Source organism: Stappia sp. MMSF_3263 (assembly GCF_030733745.1).
Taxonomy (GTDB): domain Bacteria; phylum Pseudomonadota; class Alphaproteobacteria; order Rhizobiales; family Stappiaceae; genus Stappia.
Window position 1 is genome coordinate 105,989 of record NZ_JASHIK010000013.1, and the last position, 19,644, is coordinate 125,632.

Consider the following 19,644-nt stretch of genomic DNA (forward strand, 5'->3'; position numbering starts at 1 on the left):
TGAAGGAAGTGGGCCGTACAACGCGAGACCTGGCGCTACCTGCCGTGCCTCTTCCTGACAGCGGGTGCGACGAAATCCATGATGACCTTTACCGGAATCTTCCAGGCATCGGGCTTGTTGTAGTTGCCGGCGTAGACAACGACGACGAGGCCGATGCTCTCCTGGACCGTGAGGCGCTGACCACCGTTTCCGAAGCCCGCGACCCAATCGGGAGGCGTGCCGCCGGCCGAAAGCCACCACTGGTAGCCATAGCGTAGCTCATCGAGGCTGGTGCGGGGCGTGAAGGCCTCGGAAAGCCATTCGGCCGGCACGATCTGCCTTCCGTCATGCCGTCCGCCGTCCAGCACCAACTGGCCGATCCGGGCAAGGTCGCCGGCGTTCAGCCGTAGGCCCGATGCGGCGGATGGTTCGCCGTCGGCGCCCCGGATCCATTCGAACGTGTCGATGCCAAGCGGGGCGAAGAGTTTTTCTTTCGCGTAGGCATCGACCGACATGCCGGTGCCCTTCGCGATCAGCCGGGCGACGATGGCGGTGGCGCCGCCATTGTAGGTCCAGCTCCTGCCCGGTTCGGCGACCATGGGCCGGTCGAGAACGAAGCGGTACCGGTCCTTCGCCATTTCCATGGCAACCTCGCTGTTGCGCGGATCGCTATACGGCAGGTCCTCGCTCCACTCGGTCCCCATGGTCATCGACAGGGCGTGACCGACGGTGATCCCGTCGCGCAGGGGATCGCTGCGCAGGTCACGATAGTCGGGAAACTGTGCCAGCAGGGGCGCATCGACGGACGGCACCTTGCCCTCGCCGAGCGCGATACCGTAGAGCAGGCCGACGACCGACTTGGTCACCGAGCGCAGGTCATGCAGCGTGTCCGCCCCGTGCTCCCTGAGGCCGAGCGGTCGGCCCCAACGCTCGTCTGCGCCGGGAAAGGCGATCTCCGCCAGCGTCTCGCCCTTGAGGGTGACGAGCACATTGTGCAGCCCATCCAGCTCTCCCGCGTCGAAAGCCTCCTGCAGCGCACCGTTCATGGGGAGTTGTTCCTCTGGCAGGGCGCTGGTGGCCGGGAGTGTTGCCAGAAGCGCGAGGTATGCGGCGGCCAGTCTGGACGCAATCGTCATGTCTCGGGTCGATCCTTCGGTTCCGTATGGGTCAGCTGCTTACGAAACTTTGCACGAGGCTGCCCGCGATCAGGTTCCAGCCGTCGACCAGAACGAAGAAGATCAGCTTGAACGGCAGCGAGATCACCACCGGCGGCAGCATCATCATGCCCATCGACATCAGCACCGAGGCGATGACCAGGTCGATGATCAGGAACGGCAGGTAGAGCAGGAAGCCGATCTCGAAGGCGCGACGCAGCTCGCTGATCATGAAGGCGGGCACCAGGATGCGCATGCTCAGGTCTTCCGGCAGTTCGGGAGCCTCCTGGCCGGACAGTTCGGTAAACAGGGCCACATCCTTCTCGCGTACGTTGGCCCGCATGAAGGCATGGAAAGGGCGCGAGCCGCGCTCATAGGCCTCGGTAAGCTCGATGTTTCCCTCGACCAGCGGCTGGATCGCCTCGTTGTAGGCCGCCTCGAACGTGGGGGCCATGATGAAGGCGGTCAGGAACAGGGCGAGCGATGTCATCACCGCGTTGGGCGGTGCCGTCTGCAGGCCGATGGCCGAGCGCAGCAACGACAGCACGACAACGATCCGGGTGAAGCTCGTCACCATGATCAGGATCGATGGCGCCAGGCTGAGGATGGTCAGCAGCGCGACGAGCTGAACGGCACGCTCGGTGAGGCCGGTGCCCTCGCCAAAGCCGATCGAGATGTCCTGGGCCAATGCCGGGTTGGCAAGGCCCAGAAGCATCAGGCATGCGAGTCCTGCGCCGGTGATCCTGCCGGACAACAGGACACCGCGGCGCAGGTGGTTCATTTGCGTGTTCCGCTGATCTCGCTCAGAAGGCGTGCCATTTCTTCCTCGATGGCATCCATGGTCACGGGGCTGCCATCGGCCGCCTTCCCGGGCGCGGAGGCATCGTCTTCCGCCTTCTCGGGTTGATCCGGGTGAGGGGCCTGCGTCTCGGCCGGTGCGGCTTCGGCGGAGGTCTCGTTGTCGGCCGGCGTCTCCTCGACCGGTGTCGCCGGCGCATCGGCTTTCACCGGCTCCGGCGTCCCGGCCCCGTCTTCGCCGGGTTCCGGTGTGTTCCCGGCAACCGGCTCGGCGCGCGGCGGTTCGACCGACGGGGCGGCCTGCGGAGCAGGCGCCGGCGCGGATGGCGGTGTCGGGCGGGCGCCGAAATCGGCACGCGGTTCGCTCCGTGGCGCGGGAGCTCCACCGCGCGACTGGTCGAGTTCGGCCAGCAACGCATCTTCCAGAGAGCCTGGCTCCGGCGCACGTTTCTCAGCCGCCGGCGGGGCGGACGAGGGGGACGCCGGGGACGACGATGACGGCGTTGCCGCCGGGCTTGTCGCCAAGGGAGCCACGGGCGTTGGCGCGGAGGCAGGCGAGGAGACGCCGCTGGCGGCGCCTGCTCCCGTGCCTGCTGCGGCGCTCACGCCGGACAGGTCTCCGCGCGATGTCTTGTCGCCGTTCTCGCCGAACTGCGGAAAGGCGGTGCGGGCATTGGCGGCCGGTCCGGAAGAGGGGGGTGTCACGTTGCGCCGGATCGGCGGCGGCGGGTCGCGTCGCGGCGGAGGTGCCGAAACGGCGCCGGTGGAGGAAAAGGCGGAACTCGCAGAAGGTGTCGGCGCACGCGGTGCAGGTGCCGATGCGTCGGTACGTTCCGCGGCCGCAGCGGTCGAGCTCCCGCGCGCCAGGCCGGCGACGGCGGCTCCTGCCGCCGCGACGGACGCCCCGGCCCGTTTCAACGGTGACGCACCATTGTCGGGATTGTCGGCGGGGCGCGGCTGGGACGGTGCAAAGCTTCTTTGCGGAGCCGGTGCCCGTGGAGCCGGCGGGGCTGCGTTCGCCTGGGGCGCGGGTGCCGGCTGGGGTGCGGGCCGCCGCGCGGCGGGCGCCTGCTGGGGTGCGGGTCGCGGAGGTGCCGCCTCGCGCATGGCGGGCTGCGCCGGCGCCACGGGAACCGGCTGCGGCTCGGTGTCGAGCGGCGCCATTGTGACCGTGGTTTCCGAGGCTGCTGCCGGCTGGCGCGGATAGGCTTGCGACACCGGCACGCCGCGAACGATGTTGCGCTCGACGACGACGTCGCTCGGTCCGCCGACCAAGAGGAGGTGCTCCACATTGTCGCGGCGGATCAGGATCAGCCGTCGGCGGGTGTCGAGGGCGGCGGCATCCATGACGGCCACGCGCGGCTGGCGCGAGCGGCCTCCGAGGGCGCGCGTTCCGGCGATCCGCCGCAAGACCCAGACGAAGATCGATATCAGCGCCAGGACAATTACGACGGCAATGAAGAAGCCGATACCGCGCGCCCAGCCGGGCTCCATCTGGAAGGTGTCAACCAGCCAACTTGTCATGCCCTTCGGCCTTTTCCTTTTCGAGCGTGGTCTGGAAGGACCGCATCCACGCGGCCCGTTGCCTGTCCATCCCCGCCTCGTTTCCGGGGCGCGCACCATGCGGCCGTCCCGGAATCCCCTGATCTGTGGCCTCGCGCGGCCCGCCCTGTTCCAGGATGTGCGCGCGAATCCAAGCTTGCTTCAACCTGTTTAGCCGTTTTGCGCGATTCTCTCAAAGAGGGAGGTTAACGCGGATCGGCAAAAAATGCCGAATTGGAGCCGCAAACTGCAAGGCGTTGATGCGCGAGGGCCGGAAAGGCGCGCGAATGCGGGCCCGAAACTTACCGATCCGTTAATCGTTAACCGCCCGTTAACCATCTGCCCGGCAGTATCTGCCTAGCATTACTCAAGAGTCGCGAAGGCAAGGACGGCTATGTCGATCTCGGACCTGCAACTGTTCCAGGCGCTGAAATCCAAGATGCAGTGGCATCAGAGCCGGCAGGGCGTCCTGGCGGAGAACGTCGCCAATGCCGACACGCCCGGTTACGCCGGCAAGGACCTGAAGGCCTTCTCCTTCCAGGACGTCATGGCGCAGCGCTCCGTCGGCCTGCAGACGTCGCGCACCAGCACCAGTCATCTGGTCGGATCGATGATGCGCGAGACCGGCAATGTCGAGCGCGACGAGACGACAGGGTTCGAGATCACGCCGGACGGCAACTCGGTCGTGCTCGAGGAGCAGATGATGAAGGTGACCGAGAACCAGATGGACTACCAGACGGTCGCCTCGCTCTACCAGAAGGGCCTCGGCCTGATCCGAACCGCGCTCTCGCGCAACGGCTGAGGCTTGGTAGGTCGTCCCTAGCCAGCGGCAGGCGCGTCCGGGTGCGGGCGTGTCCCTTTTCTCCGATCCGGGAGTTTCACCGTGGATTTCGTCAAGTCGATCTTCATCGCCGCCACGGGCCTCAAGGCCCAGAACGGGCGCATGCGGATCATCGCGGAAAACATCGCCAACGCAGACTCGACCGGCCGCACGCCGGACGAGGATCCCTACCGGCGCAAGATCCCGACCTTCAGCGCGACGCTTGATCGCGAACTCAAGGCCGAGGTCGTCGAGCTTGGCCGCGTGGAGTTCGACAAGTCGGACTTCAAGACACGCTACGAGCCCGGCCATCCGGCCGCCGACCAGAACGGCAATGTGCGCATGCCCAATGTCGATACGCTGGTCGAAATGGTCGACATGCGAGAGGCGCAGCGTTCCTACGAGGCCAACCTCAACCTGATTTCGGCGACACGGCGCATGCTGCAGAAGACCATCGACATCCTGCGGGCCTGACGGCGGCGCTGTCAGCCTTGCAATCCTGACCTGTTTTTCATTCCGGGAGCCCCCGACACATGTCCACGCCATCGATCGCAGCCGGCGCCTATCGCATGACATCCGCGCTTGCGGGCGCGAATCAGGATAAACAGGTTAAAACTTCGTCGACGGCGACGCCGGACTTCGCCAACATGGTCAAGTCGGCCGTCGAGACGGTCGTCGAACAGGGTGCGAAGTCCGACCAGCAGGCGCTGGCCCTGACGCAGGGCAAGGCAAATGTGGTCGATGTCGTTACGGCGGTCGCCGAGACCGAGGTGGCGATGGAAACGCTCGTTTCGGTGCGCGACAGGGTGATTTCCGCCTATCAGGAGATCATGCGCATGCCGATCTGAGCATGAGCGGCGGCGGCGGTTTGTCGCCCCAAGTCCGCAGCGCGGGGATCGGAAGACGGGAATGACCGGGCCGGAAGTACTCGATCTTGCCCGCCAGGGCATCTGGACCCTCATCATCGTGTCCGCGCCGCCGATGGTCGTCGGCCTGCTCGTCGGCGTCGTCATCGCCCTGTTCCAGGCACTCACCCAGATCCAGGAAATGACGCTTGTCTTCGTGCCGAAGATCCTGGCGATCTTCGTGACGCTGCTGATTTCCCTGCCTTTCATGGGGCAGGCGCTGGAAGCCTATACGGCACGGATCGCCGACATGATCATTGCCAGCGGCGGCTGACCATGACCTTCAACGTCACCATCCTGCCGCAGGTCGCGCTGCTCTTCATGCTGCTCTTCGCCCGGATCGGCACGATGCTGATGCTGATGCCGGCGCTCGGGGAAGGCTCGATCTCGCCGCAGGTCCGTCTCGGCGTGGCCCTGCTGCTGACGCTGGCCTTCTACCCGCTGGTGACGCCGCTTTATTCGGTGGATGCCACCTCGCCGCTGCCGCGTATCGGCTACCTGCTGGCGATGGAATTCGCCATCGGCTTCTTCATCGGCCTGAGCTCGCGCATCATCACCTATGCGCTTTCCATCGCCGGGATGATCATCGCCAACCAGTCGGGCCTTGCCTTCGCGATGGCGACCGATCCGACGATGGACGGCCAGCAGGGCGCGGTGATCGGCTCGTTCCTGAGCCTGCTTGGCATCACCCTGATCTTCGCCTTCGACCTGCACTATCTGGTTATTGCCGCGATGCATGACAGCTTCCGCCTGTTTCCTCCCGGCGGGGGGCTTCCGGTCGGCGACATGGCGGAGATGGTGACGATGATGACGGCGGAGGTCTTCGCCATCGCCATCCGGATCTCGGCCCCGTTTCTGGTGGTCGGGCTGGTTTTCTATTTCGGCCTCGGGCTGCTCAACAAGCTGATGCCGCAGATGCAGATCTTCTTCATCGCCATGCCGCTCAACATCGCTGTCGGAGGGCTGATGCTGTTCGCCCTGCTGACCACCATGATGATGTGGTACCTGGCGCATTTCCAGACGGCGCTCGGCCGGTTCATCGCGGGGTAGGGCGATGGCCGAACAGAACGACGACGCCGAAAAAACAGAAGACCCCACCCAAAAGAAGCTCGAGGACGCCCTTAAAAAAGGCGATGTCGCCAAGAGCCAGGAAGTCTCCACCTGGTTCGCGATGCTGGGCACCGGGCTCGTGGTGGCGATCATGGCGCCGAGTGCCGCCGGCGCCCTGCAGGACGCACTGGCGGGCTATCTCGCCAATTCGCACCAGATCCCGGTCGACAGCGGCGGGTTGCGCCAGCTTTGGCAGGGCACGGGTCTGCGCATCGGCGCCATCCTCGCCCTGCCGCTGCTCATCCTGCTGGCGCTGGCTCTTGCCGGCAACATGGTCCAGCACCAGCTCATCTGGTCTGCCGAGCGGATGAAGCCGAAGCTGTCGAAGATCTCGCCGCTGGCCGGGTTCAAGCGGTTGTTCTCCTCCGAGAGCCTGGTCAACTTCGCCAAGGGGCTGGTGAAGATCTGCGTGGTCAGCGGCCTGATGGTCGCGGTTCTGTGGCCGCATCGCGACGAGATCGACACGATGATCCTGCGCGAGACGGGCTCGATCCTGGTCATCACGCGCGAGCTGATCCTGCAGCTTATCGCCGCGATCCTGGCGGTGATGACGGTGGTGGCGGCGGCGGACTTCCTCTACCAGCGCCACCGCTGGCTCGAGAAGCAGAAGATGAGCCAGCGGGAGATCAAGGAAGAATACAAGCAGACCGAAGGCGACCCGCTGGTCAAGGGCAAGATCCGGCAATTGCGCATGGAGCGGTCGCGCCGGCGCATGATGGCCTCGGTGCCTGAGGCGACGGTGGTGATCACCAACCCGACCCACTACGCGGTGGCGCTCAAATACGAGCAGGGCATGCAGGCGCCGCTCTGCCTTGCCAAGGGCACGGACCAGGTTGCGCTGAAGATTCGGGAGGTGGCGCGCGACAACGATGTGCCGATCATCGAGAATCCTCCGCTCGCCCGTGCATTGTATGCTTTGATCGACATCGACCAGGAAGTTCCCGAGGAGCAGTATCGGGCGGTGGCAGAAGTGATCGGTTTCGTTTATCGAATGCGGGAGCGTGGCTCCTGGCGCGGATAGGGCATGCCGGCTGTTGCCGTCTTGGGCCCGCCGACGCGCCGGGGCGACACGCGGGAATGGTTGTCGGACGAGAAGCGGGAGGCGGGCGCGCGTGGCGCGCCGCGGGGTGGTTGAATGAGCAGAACTGAACCTGGTCCGTCCTCGCCTGCTGTCGAACGCGCCGAACGGTCCGGCAATATCGGCCTGCTGATCGCGCTGGCGATCGGGCTCATCGCCGCGGCGGTCACCTTCTCGATGATGGGCAAGGACGAGGCCGAGCCTTATGTGCTGGCGCTGCTCGGGGTGCTCGCCGTCATCGGTGTCTTCTCGCTTTTCGCAGGCGCCATCGGCCTGCTGCGCTTTTCCGCGCGCGCGCCGGCCAGCCCGGTTCCTTCCGCCTTTCTCAACACGCTGGACGAAGGTGTCCTGATTGCCGAGCGCGACGGGCGCATCGTCTATGCCAACGACGCCTATGCGCGGATGGTCGACGCCCAGAGCACCGCCGACGTGCGGGGCGTGGAAAGGGTGTTTTCCTCCGATCCGTCCGCGACCGAGGCGATTTTCCACCTGACCCGCGCGGCCGAAGCCGAGCGCAGCGCGGAGGAGGAAATCCGCCTGCCGCATCCGCTTGGCCGCAATGACGGGGATCCGTGCTGGTACCGGGTTCGCGTGCGGCCGCTGGCGCTTACCGGGCAGGGCGGCCAGGAGCGTGCCTGCACTGTCTGGCAGATCGCCGACATCAGCGGCGACCGCACCGAGCAGGAGACCTCCTTCCAGGAGCTGCAGCGGGTGATCAACTTCCTCGATCATGCGCCCGCCGGCTTCTTCTCGTGCGATGCTGCCGGACGCGTCGTCTATCTGAACGCCACGCTCGCCGACTGGCTGGGATACGATCTCGTCAGTTTCGTTGCCGGATCGCTCGGCCTCGACGAGTTCATCCGCGGCGATGGCGCGGAACTGCTCCTTTCGATGCAGGGCAAGGCCGGCGAGGTGAAGAGCGAGAGCTTCGATCTCGACCTGACGACCCGTGGCGGCCGTTCGGTTCCGGTGCGCATCCTGCACCGGGTTCCCTTCGGCGCCGGCGGACTGCCCGGCGAAAGCCGCACCCTGGTCCTGAACCGCTCGCGGGGCGAGGATTCGGCCGAGGCGCTGCGGTCGTCCGAGGTGCGTTTCGCCCGCTTCTTCAACAATACGCCGATCGCCATCGCCTCGATCGACCGGGACGGCGGCGTCAGCAAGACCAATGCCCCCTTCGTGCGCCTGTTCGGCACGCCGGAGGCCGCCGACGGGGCATTGAAGCTTGTCGATTACGTCCAGCCGGTCTCGCGCCCGGCGTTGATGGAGGCGCTGACGGCGGCGACGGAGGGGCGCAGCGAGATCCCGCCGGTCGACGTGCGCCTCGACGAGCGTGACGACGGGCGTTCGGCGACCGTCTATGTGTCGGCGGTGCGCGATGGCGAGGACGACGGCGACGCCGCGATCGTCTATGTGCTGGAGACGACAGCGCAGCGCGTGCTGGAAGCCCAGTTCGCGCAGGGGCAGAAGATGCAGGCCATCGGCCAGCTTGCCGGCGGCGTGGCGCATGACTTCAACAACGTCCTGACGGCGATCATCGGCTTTTCCGACCTGCTGCTCGCCAGTCACAGGCCGAGCGATCCGTCCTTCCAGGACATCATGAACATCAAGCAGAACGCCAACCGGGCAGCCGGCCTGGTGCGCCAGCTTCTGGCTTTTTCGAGGCGGCAGACGCTGCGGCCGAAGGAACTGGCCCTCAACGACGTCCTGGCCGACCTTTCGATCCTGCTGGACAGGCTGCTTGGCGAGAAGGTCGAGCTCCACGTCGTCCATGGCCGCGACCTGTGGCCGGTGATGGCCGATCTCAACCAGCTCGAGCAGGTGATCGTCAACCTGGCGGTGAACGCGCGCGATGCGATGCCCGATGGCGGGCGGGTGACAGTGCGCACGCTCAACGTCACCGAGGAGCAGTCGAGGGAGTTCGACAACACGCGCGGCATGCCGGCGGCCGAATACGTGCTGGCCGAGGTGAGCGACACCGGCACCGGGATGACGCCCGAGATCATGGAAAAGATCTTCGAGCCGTTCTTCTCCACCAAGGACGTGGGCAAGGGCACGGGTCTCGGGCTTTCGACCGTCTATGGCATCGTCAAGCAGACAGGCGGCTTCATCTTCTGCACCAGCGAGGTCGGCAAGGGCACGGTGTTCCGCATCTTCCTGCCCCGTCACATCCGCAACGAGGCGGAGCAGGTGGAGGTCAAGCAGGTCGAGCAGCAGCCCCTGACCGACCTCACCGGTTCGGCGACCATCCTGCTCGTCGAGGACGAGGAGGCGGTGCGCGCCTTCGCCGCCCGCGCCCTGACGTCGCGCGGCTACACGGTTCACGAGGCGGCAAGCGGCGCCGAGGCGCTGGAGATCATGGAGGAGACCGACGGCGAGATCGACCTGGTCGTCTCCGACGTGGTCATGCCGGAAATGGACGGACCTTCGCTCCTGCGCGAGCTGCGCAAAACTCAGCCGGACCTGAAGATCATCTTCGTCTCGGGCTATGCCGAGGACGCGTTCGAGAAGAACCTGCCGGAAAACGAGAAGTTCTCGTTCCTGCCCAAGCCCTTCACGCTGAAGCAGCTGGCAACCGTCGTGAAGGATGTGCTGGCGAGCTGATGGTTATTTCAAGCTGAAATCTTCAGTCAGAGACGCCGGTCAGATTTTTTCTGTAAGGTATTTCGAACGCTCATGCTCTGCGTTCGCCTTTGCAAGTGACAGGAAATTTCTCGTTGCCTTGAGACTTTCATCGCACTTTATCTTCTCCAGTACGAACTCTATACGAGATATTATGTAATCCATCACTTCGGCTCTATTTTTGTGCAATACTCTCTCCCGTGGATTCCGACTGCTATGCCGTGCTGGGGCGTGCCGCCCCAATCAGTACTTCTCCTCGCGAGTTGCATGAAGGCAGGGTCGCAAATGGCGGTCGCGTTGAGGAGGGGGCATTTGTGACGGTTGACAGCCTAGATCAAAGGGATTTCGCCGCTCCGGATGGCGCGAACGACTGTTGAAGTGCGGTTGCAGGTATTGAGCTTTTTTGCCGCACTTTGAATATGGCCGTGGACAGTCCTGCTTGATATTCCCAGTATGACGCCTATCTCCCAGTTCGTCTTTCCACCAGAAGCCCATTTTAGAACTTCCTTTTCGCGTTCCGACAGAATGCAGTTTTCTTCGTCTTTTTTATTATTGATTTCCTCAACTATCTGATGGACGAACGTCGAGATAACTTGCACTGACTGACGAAATTCCTCATTTATTTCGGTGAATTCACCTGACATGGTAATGCATGAGCTCTGGGACTTTGGCTTGTAGAACGGTATGCAGTATCCGTCTTTCATTCTAAAATCCTTGGAGAGGCTCATTATATTTGAAGCTCTGACATCGTCTTTCGAGACATGAACATCTGACCACCTGAAAGGGAGTATTGATGTTCTGGTGTGAGCCGCTATTGGGTCGTTTTTGTAGAATTCGTTCTCTATGTATAATTTGTACCACTCTTCAGACCATCCATTTATGCTTATATATCTCTCGAAATCTTCCTCTTGGTCAGGCATTCCTGTGAGTATGAAATTCTCAAATCCATGCTGTGAAATGAAGCCGCGAAATTCTCGATAGACAAATTCTTTTGATTTTGAGTTGTTTATTCTATCAATTGTTTCATATGTTCTTATTTCGGCGGCGTTCATTTTCTACCTCATTGGTTTCATATTTTTTGAATTTATTCTTTGCGCGCGAAACGGTTTCCGGGCGGAGGTGTGGAAGAAAGACTGTCACCATCCCATGACGGCGAAATAGCCCGCATAGAAGACCAACCAGAAGCCGGCGAGCAGGAGTTGCCGCGTGCGCAAGGCAAGAGCGCCCAGGAGCCGTGCGAAGACCAGCCAGCTGGCGAGCGCCGCCAGGGCGAAGCGCAGCAGCCGGGCTGGCAGGCTCGCCATGAGGAAGGTGGAGAGCGGCACGCCGGTCATTGCCGCTTCGGCGACGAAGAGCTTGTAGGGCGCGCCGCTAAGCGCCCCGGCCGTGAGGCCGGCGAAGAGGTCGCCGCCCAGCAGCACCGCCACGCGGGAGGCGAGCTCCGGCGAGATGCCAGGGACGGCGAGCAGCACCGACCTTGCCGTTTCGGGGGCTGCCAGAACGAAGGCATAAAGTGCCGCCCCGCCGGCCAGTGCACCGCAGCTGGCGGCGAGGCTGGCAATGAGGGCCCGGCGGAGCCCGGTCTGTGCGAGGAATGTCAGCAGAACATCGGGAACGATGAAGAAGAGCGTTGCTTCGGCGAAGCCCCACAAGGCGGCGCCCGCCGCGACCAGCCTGTTCCTATTCCCAGGGGGCAAAGGTCTTCTCCGCCGACAGGCTGGCGAAGCGGGCGGCGAGGATGTTCATGAAGGTTGGCCTGTCGCCCGGCCAGACAATCGGCTCGCCGACGAAGATGTCGCAGAAGAAGGGAACCAGCAGGAACGAGCCCTTGGGCAGCGCCTTGCCGAGGCCGTGGGTGAACACCGGGACGACGGGCGCATCCGGGTTCTTTTCGGCAAGATGCGCAATCCCCTTCTTCAGCGCGGTCATTTCCTCGGGCTCGCCCCGGCTGCCCTCGGGGAACAGGATCAGGATCTCGCCGCGCGCCAGCGCCTCGTGGCACTCGGCCAGCGGATCGCCGCCGGCCGTGCCCTTTTGCCGGTCTATCGGGATGATGCGCAGGATGTTGAGCGAGAACCAGGCCATCGCCCTGTTGGCGAGGAAGTAGTCGGCGGCGGCGACCGGGCGCAGCTTCGCGATCCTGGCGAGCGGCGTCAGGCTCATCATCACCAGCGTGTCGAGATGGCTGTTGTGGTTGGCGACAAGGATCGCCGGCCCGTCCTCCGGCAGCCATTCGCGGCGGCGCACATTGAGGCCGAGGACGAAAAGAACGACCACCCTGACCATGAGGAAGAACACCAGTTGCAGCACCCGTGTCATAGGTCCCGCCCTTTCAGGTGTAGAGATAACGGGTGAAGTGGAAAAACAGCGGCGCGGTGAAGGTCAGGCTGTCGATCCGGTCCATGATCCCGCCATGGCCGGGGATCAGCGCGCCGGTGTCCTTGACGCCCAGATCCCGCTTGACCGCCGACACGGTAACGTCGCCGATGAAGCCGGCCCCGGCGATCATCGCCCCGGCAAGGCCGGCATGGAGCGCGGAAAAGGGCGTCACCAGCGGCGCCACCAGGACGGCAAGCACCGTCGTTGTCAACATCCCGCCGAGAAACCCTTCCCAGGTTTTCTTCGGACTGACCTGGGGGACGATCTTGCGACGACCGAAGAGCTTGCCCCAGGTGTATTGGGCGACATCGTTGAACTGCGTCAGGAAGACGAGGAAGAGCAGCAACCCGGCTCCGGACGCCGCCGTGCCGCCAATCGATCCGGGTCCTTCGACCGGCAACACCAGCAGGAAGGCGGCATGGCTCAGCGAGAACACGCAGAGCATCAGGCCCCAGTTGAGTGTGCCGACCGCCTTGAGGAAACCTTCCGTCTGCTGCGACAGGAGCATCGCGAAAGGCAGGAACAGGAACATGTAGACCGGGATGAAGACGGCGAACATGCCGTACCATTCATCGGCGACCCAGTAATATTGCACGGGGATTGCCAGATAGGCCCAGAACAGCACCCGCCTGTCGGCGCGGCGTGTCGGGATCATTGACAGGTATTCCTTCAGGGCAAGGAAACTCACCAGCGCGAAGACGGTGATGGAGAGCGTCCGGCTGAGCAGGAAGGCGGCGGTGAAGACGGCGATCATCGCCCACCAGCTTGTCGTGCGCTGAACCAGTTCCGAATGGTCGCGTTCCGGCTGCGCCTTCGTCAGGGTGAAAACGATCAGGCTGGCGACGATCAGCAGCGCCCAGATGCCGCCAAGCGCGATGTGGATCGGCAGCAGGTTCGTCATGCGGGTCCGCCTTCGGCAAGCGCCTTGCGGGCGCGGTTGAGAATCGTGAGCAGGACCAGCAGCGCGGCAAGACCGACCACCCAGCCGGCCGTGGCGGGTCCTACGAGGCCAAGCCCGATCAGCACGGCAAGGGTACCCATGAGGGCGGCGCGGTCGCTCTTTCCCATCGGCCCGTCATAGCGGCGCGAGGCACCGATCTGGATGGCGACGACCCCGGTCATTTCGCTGATCACGGCAAGCAGGCAGAAGAGGACGACGGCGGCCGGCGAAATGCCGGGCAGCAGCGCGAAGGGCAGGTAGATGGCGGTGTCGGAGACGACGTCGCCGAGCTCGTTGAGGACTGCACCGAGGCGCGATTTCTGGTCGTGTTCGCGCGCCAGCATGCCGTCGACGGCATTGAGCGCCATGCGGATGAACAGAACAACCGGCAGCAGGATCAGCGGCAACGGATGGCCCGGCCATATCGCGATTGCCGCGCCGGCGGCCAGCGACAACAGGATCGCGGCGAGCGTCACCTGGTTGGCGGTGATGCCGGCAGCCGCCATCCGGCGCACAAGAGGGCGCAGCAGGTCCTGAAAGCGGGATTTCAGCTCGTAGACGGAGGCCATGGCGGTATCGGTTGCGCGGGATGTGACGGGACTGCAAGAGGCGGGCGATTCAACCCGACCGCGAGACAAGCGCGTTTTCGCCTTTTGCGCAATGGGGGTATCGGTCGGCCTTTTGCCGTCATGCCCTCCGCTGCCCGGTCATGCCCTCCGCATTTCGATGACGAGGATGATGCGCGCCACGCCGCCTCAGGCGCAGCGGGCGCCGGCTTCCGCCTTGCCCTTCATGCCGATGAGGCTGTCGCGCGGGTTGTATTGCGGTTGGGTGAGGGTGAAGACCTGCTCCAGCGCCGTGCCGGCATTGTTGACCACCGCCACGTCCTGAACGACCAGCGTGTCGCAGCCGGTGCCCTGGAAGCGGATGCGGATGCGGAACTTGCGCGGGCCGTTGTCGGAAGGGCCGAACTCGCTGTCGAGGGCCGGATTGGCTTCCGTCACTGTGCGTTCCAGCACGACCATGTTGGGCTGGTTCTGGGCGATCGGCGTGCCGCGCTCGGTCGCGTTGGCGACAATGGTCTGGCGGATCGTCTCGGCGTCGGCACGCACGGAGATCGACTGGGCGCCGACCGGCACGGTCAGCACTTCCTGCTGCGGCTGAAGCGAGACATTGCTGCGCCGGCCCGACTGACAGGCGGTGAGCAGCAGCGCGGCGGCGAGCACGAGGGTCAGACGGAGCAGCATTACGGCATTCCCCAAGGAGAAGGACGGCCTGGAACAGGACGAACCATTTTGGCGACGGGCGGGACGCCAGTCACCGGCTTTCGGTCGCAAATCAGCATGCGTGACCAAGGTTAACAAAGACTGGGTAGGGCGACATCCCGGCGATATTGCCAATCAGCTCCGCGCGAAGGGCATGGGCGAGGCCCGGTGCAAAGTGGATCAGAACGTGTCGCCGGTGGTGAAGCCGCCGCCGCCGAAGGAGCCGCCGCTGTCGAAGCCTCCACCTCCGAACCCGCCGCCGCCGTGGCCGGAACCGCCCATCGACCCAGGCAGGCCGACGCCGCCGGGAAAGCCGACGCCGCCGCCCTGGCGCTTGCGCTTGCGGCGGGATTTCTCCGCCTTGGCCCAATAATCGGCGCCTGACAGCGCACCCTTGGCGAGTTCTCCGAGCAGGACGCCGGTCAGACTGTCATTGTCAAAGGTCGAATCCCACGTGTCATAGCGCTTCTGGCGGAACTGGCGGGTGACCTTGACCAGTTCGTCGCGGCGCCGTCCCATGTCGCGCAGATCCTGCTGATCGGCCTCGATCGTGCCGGTGCTGCGGGTGATGCGGGCATCAAGATCCTGCAGGCGGCGGACGATGCGTTCGTCGTCGGGCGAGGGGGTGGCGAGCGCCTCCTGCCACAACGTGCCCAGTTCCTCCGATTGCAGCGAGCGCAGCAAGGCTTCTTCCGCCGTGCGATAATCGGCATCCTCGCCGGAGAGGTAAGGCTGCTCGCGGCGGGCGACATCCTCCAGTTCCGCCTCGAGCTTTTCCAGTGTCGCCGTCGCATCGGCGATCCCGGCCTCCGCCGTCTCGATGGTCGCGGCAAGGTCCTCGCCGGCAATATCCGCGGCCGCGGCGCGCGAAAGCTGGCCAAGTCTTGCCTTCTCGGCCTCGGCTTCCGCCTCCCGGTCGAGCGCGTAGGTCTCGAGCCTTTCGGGGATCTGCACCAACATTGCGTAGTTGGGCCGGGCATCGTCATAGCGGACGATCCGCGCCACCCAGCGGTCGAGTATGCGGATGATGCCCTTCGATACATAGGCGGATGTTCCGAAACCACGCTGCCAGAGATAAAGGAACAGCGCGTCGCTCTCGTAGGCGACACCCTTCGTCTGGCGGTCGGCCAGGGCCTGTTTGGCCTTGGAGCGGGCCGCTGCCGCGGTCTGCTCCGCCGCTTCTGCTGCCGCCCGCTGGGCCGTATAGGCCTCGTCGCCTGCAAGCTTTTCGTCGACGGCGCCCAGGATGCCGTCGAGCCGGTCGCTGGCGCCGTCACGTTCGCGGGTCAGTCGGCGTCGTTGCTCGGTCAGCTCGGCGATGTCGCTTTCCAGCTGGTCGTGCTGGGCACGAAGCGCGGAAAGGGCGAGTTCGCGTTGCTCCAGCCGTCGCTTGGCCTCGGCCTCGTCGCGGTCGATCCGCTGGCCGAAGATCCGGTCGCCCCCTTCGCGCATGCGAAAGCGGGCAAGCTCGCGATAGGCATCGAGTTCGGCCGAACGCAGATCGTTGATCTCGCGCATCGCCCCTTCAACGCGCCGCTTGAGCTGGTCTTCCTCATGCCGCAAATCGTTCAGGGCACGTTCGATGGACCCGAGCGTCTGCCGTCCACTCACCATGCCAGCTGCCCTCGCGCAGGTTCGCGTTGCTGTCGTTCAGTCCTGGCTACCATTGCGTGATCGCACCTTCGTCAACCCTCACGCGCCAATCCGGCTCCAGCCGGCCACGTGCCTTGCTGCCGAGCACCGCATCGCGAACGATGCCGTCATCTTCCTTGTCGCGGCGCACGGCGTCGAAAGTGGCGCGCGGCACGCGCTGGGCCCAGATATCGACGGACGAAACCGCGCCGTTTTCCTCGGAGGTGATCTCCTGGGAGACCACGTTTCCGTCCGGTGCCACCGCCTCGACCAAGAGATAGTAGTTGCGGGTCGCGGTGTTCGCTTCCGGGATACGGGTCACACCGGTCGGCGTGCCGGGGCGCGAAACGATACGAACCTCAAAGACCTGGAGCAGGCGGGCCTCCAGCTTGCGCATGTCGGCAAGCGCCTTTCGCGCCGCCGCCACATCGCCCGAGGCAGCGGCCGAGCGTCCGCTGGCGGCCAGCGTTTCCGCCCGCTGGACCGCCGCATCGACCTCGGCCACGTCGCGGATGCGGGTGAGGGCATCGCCGAACTCCGCCGGCAGCGTCTGGGTCAGTTCGATGCGCAGGGCCTCGGCGGCGCGTTCGCGCGGGGCCACCACAAGAAACCGCCAGGCGAGGAAGGCGGCCACCGCCAGCAGCACCAGCACCAGCAGGACCTTCGCCCATCGCATGCGCGTCACGTAGATCAGGGCCAGCGTGCGCTGGAAGCCGGCGGCAGGCGGGGCGTAGACGAACCGGTTCTGCTTCAGGTTCTCGACGCCCTCAAGCAGGATCCGGTCAGGAACCTCGATCCCCTGGCTGCGGTAGATGTCCCGCAGCCGCTCGATCATCTGCGCGTCGCGCTGTTCGGTGCCAAGTTCCTTGAGCGCGATTCGTTCGTCGTGGCGCAGCGTGTCGACCACGTCCATCGCCATCATCACTTCGTCGAGCGGCGCCCTGGTCGAGGCGGTGTCGGAGACCATCCAATCGCTCCCCTGCGGTCCCTGGTCAGGGTGGCCGGTTCCGGCAAGCGGAACCGGATCGTCCGGTGTCAAGAAACGACCGGCGCCAACCGGGCGCCGATCATGGTGTCCCCGGGGCCGGTCAGGCCCCGATCATGTTGCCTTGCGCGGCGAGCTTTGCAAGGCGGCGCTTGCCGTCCTCGACCGCGTCGCGGATCTCCTCGGAGTTCTTCGTCGACATGGCGCGCATTTCGTTGATGATCTCGCGCGAGTTGACCTGGAAGTTGACGACGGAATCGACCAGCTTCTTCACGGCCGCCGCCTGCACGGTGGGGCCGTAGCCGGCCTTCAGTGCCGCTTCCTGCACCGCATCGCCGATCTCCGCCAGTGTTTCCAGGGACTTCGACACGCCGTCCTTCATCGCGTTGAGCGTCTCGGTGGATTCGTGCAGGCCCTGCAGGCCGGTGAAGGAGGCATTAAGCGCCGTCAGCACGGAATCATTGGTCGAGAAGAAGCTGACCGCCTGGGCGTAGACGCGCTCCTTGGCGTTGGTCGTCTGCATCAGACGCGCCATGATCACTTCCGAGGTGTTGTAGCCGATGGTCAGGTTGTCGGAGAGGTCCTTGGCGATCTGGTAGCGCTTCTCCTCGTCCTGCATCGTGCGCATCTTCTCGTCGCGGCCAAGCTCGAGCCGGGCCCGGCCGGCCGGATCGGTGCCCTGGTAGGCCTCGACCTCCTTGTTGGCGACTTCCAGGTCGGTCTTGGCGTCGTCGAGCTTTGCCGTCGCGGTTGACAGGACTTCGAGGGCCAGCACTTCCGCCTGCTTCAGCGCCCCGCGGAAATCGCGATAGGCCTCCAGGATGCGCTGCTCGCGCTCGATCTGGTCCTTGGTGTCGCGGGCGACGTCAATGTAGATGTCGCGGATCTTGCCGAAACGGTCGGAAACCGTACCGCGTGTCATGTCGCGCCATTTGTTCGAGATGTTCTCGAAGAAGGAGATCTTGCCGTCGGACAGCTGGTCGACCATGCCCTTGGCATCGTCGCGGATCGAATTGAACGCCTCGGTGATCGCCTCGTAGCGTTCACCGATCGACATTCCCTGGATCTCGTTGCGGACCACCTCGTTGAAGGTCTGCGACTGGCCAAGCGTGCGTGTGATGACCGCGATCTTGTCCGGCGAGAGGTCGGAGATCTTCTCGAGCAGCGCGTTGATCGGCGCTTCGGCCGTGCCATCGGGCATCAGGCCCATGTCGCGCAGGGCGGTCATCGCCTTGTCGAGATATTGCATCGGGGAAAGTCCGGTCTGCGCCACTGTTTCCGCCATCGTCCGTCCTCTGTCTTGACTGTGCCGCCTGTCACGCGTCGTCGTTCGCATGCGGGCGCTTTGATGTTATGCCCGACCTTGTCCGAGGGAAAAGCGACCGGAACAAGGCCGCCTCCCGTCCCGGGGCAGGGCAAGTTAAGCACATAAAATGCGACAGTTACACGTCCCCTGCGCGGAACCCGACAGCCTCGCGAATTCAACGGATGCCGGTTGCCACACGTTCCGCAAGGGCGACGGCTATCTCCGCTGCCAGACGCGCATTGTTGCGCACCAGCGCGATGTTGGTTTCCAGGCTGCGCCCGCCGGTGATCTCGAATATTCGCGACAGGATGAAAGGCGTGACCTCCTTGCCGGCGATCCCTTCCCGCGCGGCCTGGCCGACCGCTGCATCAATCGCGTCCGCGATCTCCGCGGGAGGAATTTCCGCCTCCGCCGGCACCGGGTTGGCCACCAGCACGCCGCCATGGCCGCCGAAGCGCTCGCGCATGTCCAGCAGGTCGGCGATGTCCCGCGCGGTGTCCATCCTGTAGGGCGCGGCAAGGCCGCTGTCGCGCGACCAGAAGGCCGGGAAGGCGTCCTGCCCGTAGGCGATCACCGGCACGCCGTGCGTTTCCAGCACTTCCAGCGTTTTGGGCAGGTCGAGCAGCGCCTTGGCGCCGGCCGCCACCACGCAGACGGGCGTGCGTGCGAGTTCGTCGAGATCGGCGGACATGTCAAAGCTTGTCTCCGCGCCGCGATGCACGCCGCCGATGCCGCCCGTGGCGAAGACGCGAATGCCGGCCGCGTGTGCCGCCATCATCGTCGCGGCAACCGTGGTCGATCCGGGCCGTCCGGAGGCGAGCGCGATGGCAAGGTCCGCACGCGAGCATTTCATCACGCCCTCGGCCTGTGCCAGCCGTTCCAGTGTGCCGTCGGCAAGGCCGACATGCAGCTTGCCGTCCAGGGCGGCGATCGTGGCCGGAACGGCGCCGGCGGCGCGGATATCGGCCTCGACCAGCCGGGCGGTCTCGACATTCCTCGGCCAGGGCATGCCATGGGTGATGATGGTCGATTCCAGCGCCACGAGCGGCCGGCCCGCTGCCACCGCGGCTTCGACCTCCTCACCGAGAACGACGGGCATTCCGGTCTGTGGCGCGATGGTGTGCTGCATGCT

20 protein-coding genes are annotated in these 19,644 nt (G+C 64.8%); 7 read left to right on the forward strand and 13 right to left on the reverse strand.

Annotated elements, in window-relative coordinates; all coding sequences use genetic code 11:
• Nucleotides 1–35: 35 nt before the first annotated feature.
• The 3 genes from RBB46_RS15140 to RBB46_RS15150 form a co-directional block, all read right to left on the reverse strand.
• Nucleotides 36–1,115, reverse strand: a complete 1,080-nt coding sequence (locus tag RBB46_RS15140) for a serine hydrolase (protein ID WP_306029852.1) — start codon at nt 1,113–1,115, stop codon at nt 36–38.
• A 31-nt stretch (nt 1,116–1,146) separates the two neighbouring features.
• A complete protein-coding gene (fliP, locus tag RBB46_RS15145; protein ID WP_306029906.1) occupies nt 1,147–1,848 on the reverse strand; it encodes a flagellar type III secretion system pore protein FliP in 702 nt (233 codons plus the stop codon).
• Nucleotides 1,849–1,910: 62 nt separating this feature from the next.
• A complete protein-coding gene (locus RBB46_RS15150; protein ID WP_306029853.1) occupies nt 1,911–3,455 on the reverse strand; it encodes a flagellar biosynthetic protein FliO in 1,545 nt (514 codons plus the stop codon).
• A 412-nt stretch (nt 3,456–3,867) separates the two neighbouring features.
• Between RBB46_RS15150 and flgB the strand changes: the two genes are divergently transcribed.
• The 7 genes from flgB to cckA all read left to right on the forward strand — a co-directional run bounded on the left by flgB (nt 3,868) and on the right by cckA (nt 9,987).
• A complete protein-coding gene (flgB, locus tag RBB46_RS15155) occupies nt 3,868–4,275 on the forward strand; it encodes a flagellar basal body rod protein FlgB (RefSeq protein ID WP_306029854.1) in 408 nt (135 codons plus the stop codon).
• An 81-nt stretch (nt 4,276–4,356) separates the two neighbouring features.
• Complete coding sequence (flgC, locus tag RBB46_RS15160; protein WP_306029855.1) at nt 4,357–4,767, forward strand: flagellar basal body rod protein FlgC; 411 nt, start codon at nt 4,357–4,359, stop codon at nt 4,765–4,767.
• A gap of 59 nt (nt 4,768–4,826) precedes the next feature.
• Complete coding sequence (gene fliE, locus RBB46_RS15165; protein ID WP_306029856.1) at nt 4,827–5,141, forward strand: flagellar hook-basal body complex protein FliE; 315 nt, start codon at nt 4,827–4,829, stop codon at nt 5,139–5,141.
• A gap of 61 nt (nt 5,142–5,202) precedes the next feature.
• The gene (gene fliQ / locus RBB46_RS15170) at nt 5,203–5,472 is read left to right on the forward strand and encodes a flagellar biosynthesis protein FliQ (protein WP_306029857.1); all 270 of its coding nucleotides are present in this window, start codon (nt 5,203–5,205) and stop codon (nt 5,470–5,472) included.
• Between the two features lie 2 nt (nt 5,473–5,474).
• The gene (gene fliR / locus RBB46_RS15175) at nt 5,475–6,248 is read left to right on the forward strand and encodes a flagellar biosynthetic protein FliR (protein WP_306029858.1); all 774 of its coding nucleotides are present in this window, start codon (nt 5,475–5,477) and stop codon (nt 6,246–6,248) included.
• A gap of 4 nt (nt 6,249–6,252) precedes the next feature.
• Entirely contained in the window at nt 6,253–7,329 is a 1,077-nt protein-coding gene (gene flhB, locus RBB46_RS15180) for a flagellar biosynthesis protein FlhB (RefSeq protein ID WP_306029859.1), read from the forward strand.
• Nucleotides 7,330–7,443: 114 nt separating this feature from the next.
• Nucleotides 7,444–9,987, forward strand: coding sequence for a cell cycle histidine kinase CckA (gene cckA / locus RBB46_RS15185; protein ID WP_306029860.1), 2,544 nt, complete (start codon nt 7,444–7,446; stop codon nt 9,985–9,987).
• Nucleotides 9,988–10,334: 347 nt separating this feature from the next.
• On the opposite strand, the gene RBB46_RS15190 is transcribed toward cckA, so the two are convergent.
• The 10 genes from RBB46_RS15190 to RBB46_RS15235 all read right to left on the reverse strand — a co-directional run bounded on the left by RBB46_RS15190 (nt 10,335) and on the right by RBB46_RS15235 (nt 19,641).
• Nucleotides 10,335–11,057: a LuxR family transcriptional regulator gene (locus RBB46_RS15190; RefSeq protein WP_306029861.1), complete on the reverse strand. Its 723-nt coding sequence runs from the start codon at nt 11,055–11,057 to the stop codon at nt 10,335–10,337.
• A gap of 84 nt (nt 11,058–11,141) precedes the next feature.
• Nucleotides 11,142–11,702, reverse strand: coding sequence for a hypothetical protein (locus RBB46_RS15195; RefSeq protein ID WP_306029862.1), 561 nt, complete (start codon nt 11,700–11,702; stop codon nt 11,142–11,144).
• Nucleotides 11,686–12,324 (reverse strand): lysophospholipid acyltransferase family protein, encoded by a 639-nt coding sequence (locus RBB46_RS15200; protein ID WP_306029863.1) that lies wholly within the window; start codon nt 12,322–12,324, stop codon nt 11,686–11,688. Before RBB46_RS15200 ends, RBB46_RS15195 begins: the two co-directional genes overlap by 17 nt.
• 13 nt (nt 12,325–12,337) lie before the next feature.
• Entirely contained in the window at nt 12,338–13,285 is a 948-nt protein-coding gene (locus tag RBB46_RS15205) for a phosphatidate cytidylyltransferase (protein WP_306029864.1), read from the reverse strand.
• Nucleotides 13,282–13,893, reverse strand: a complete 612-nt coding sequence (locus tag RBB46_RS15210; protein ID WP_306029865.1) for a CDP-alcohol phosphatidyltransferase family protein — start codon at nt 13,891–13,893, stop codon at nt 13,282–13,284. The genes RBB46_RS15205 and RBB46_RS15210 overlap by 4 nt, the downstream gene beginning before the upstream one ends.
• A 186-nt stretch (nt 13,894–14,079) precedes the next feature.
• The gene (locus RBB46_RS15215; protein WP_306029866.1) at nt 14,080–14,571 is read right to left on the reverse strand and encodes a hypothetical protein; all 492 of its coding nucleotides are present in this window, start codon (nt 14,569–14,571) and stop codon (nt 14,080–14,082) included.
• 198 nt (nt 14,572–14,769) lie between these two features.
• Nucleotides 14,770–16,203, reverse strand: a complete 1,434-nt coding sequence (locus RBB46_RS15220) for a hypothetical protein (protein ID WP_306029867.1) — start codon at nt 16,201–16,203, stop codon at nt 14,770–14,772.
• A gap of 46 nt (nt 16,204–16,249) precedes the next feature.
• Entirely contained in the window at nt 16,250–17,188 is a 939-nt protein-coding gene (locus RBB46_RS15225) for a DUF6384 family protein (protein ID WP_306029868.1), read from the reverse strand.
• A gap of 121 nt (nt 17,189–17,309) precedes the next feature.
• Nucleotides 17,310–18,491 carry a cell surface protein gene (locus RBB46_RS15230; RefSeq protein WP_306029869.1) on the reverse strand — a complete coding sequence of 394 codons (1,182 nt, stop codon included), beginning with the start codon at nt 18,489–18,491 and terminating at the stop codon, nt 17,310–17,312.
• Between the two features lie 196 nt (nt 18,492–18,687).
• Complete coding sequence (locus RBB46_RS15235; RefSeq protein ID WP_306029870.1) at nt 18,688–19,641, reverse strand: pseudouridine-5'-phosphate glycosidase; 954 nt, start codon at nt 19,639–19,641, stop codon at nt 18,688–18,690.
• Nucleotides 19,642–19,644 lie beyond the last annotated feature (3 nt).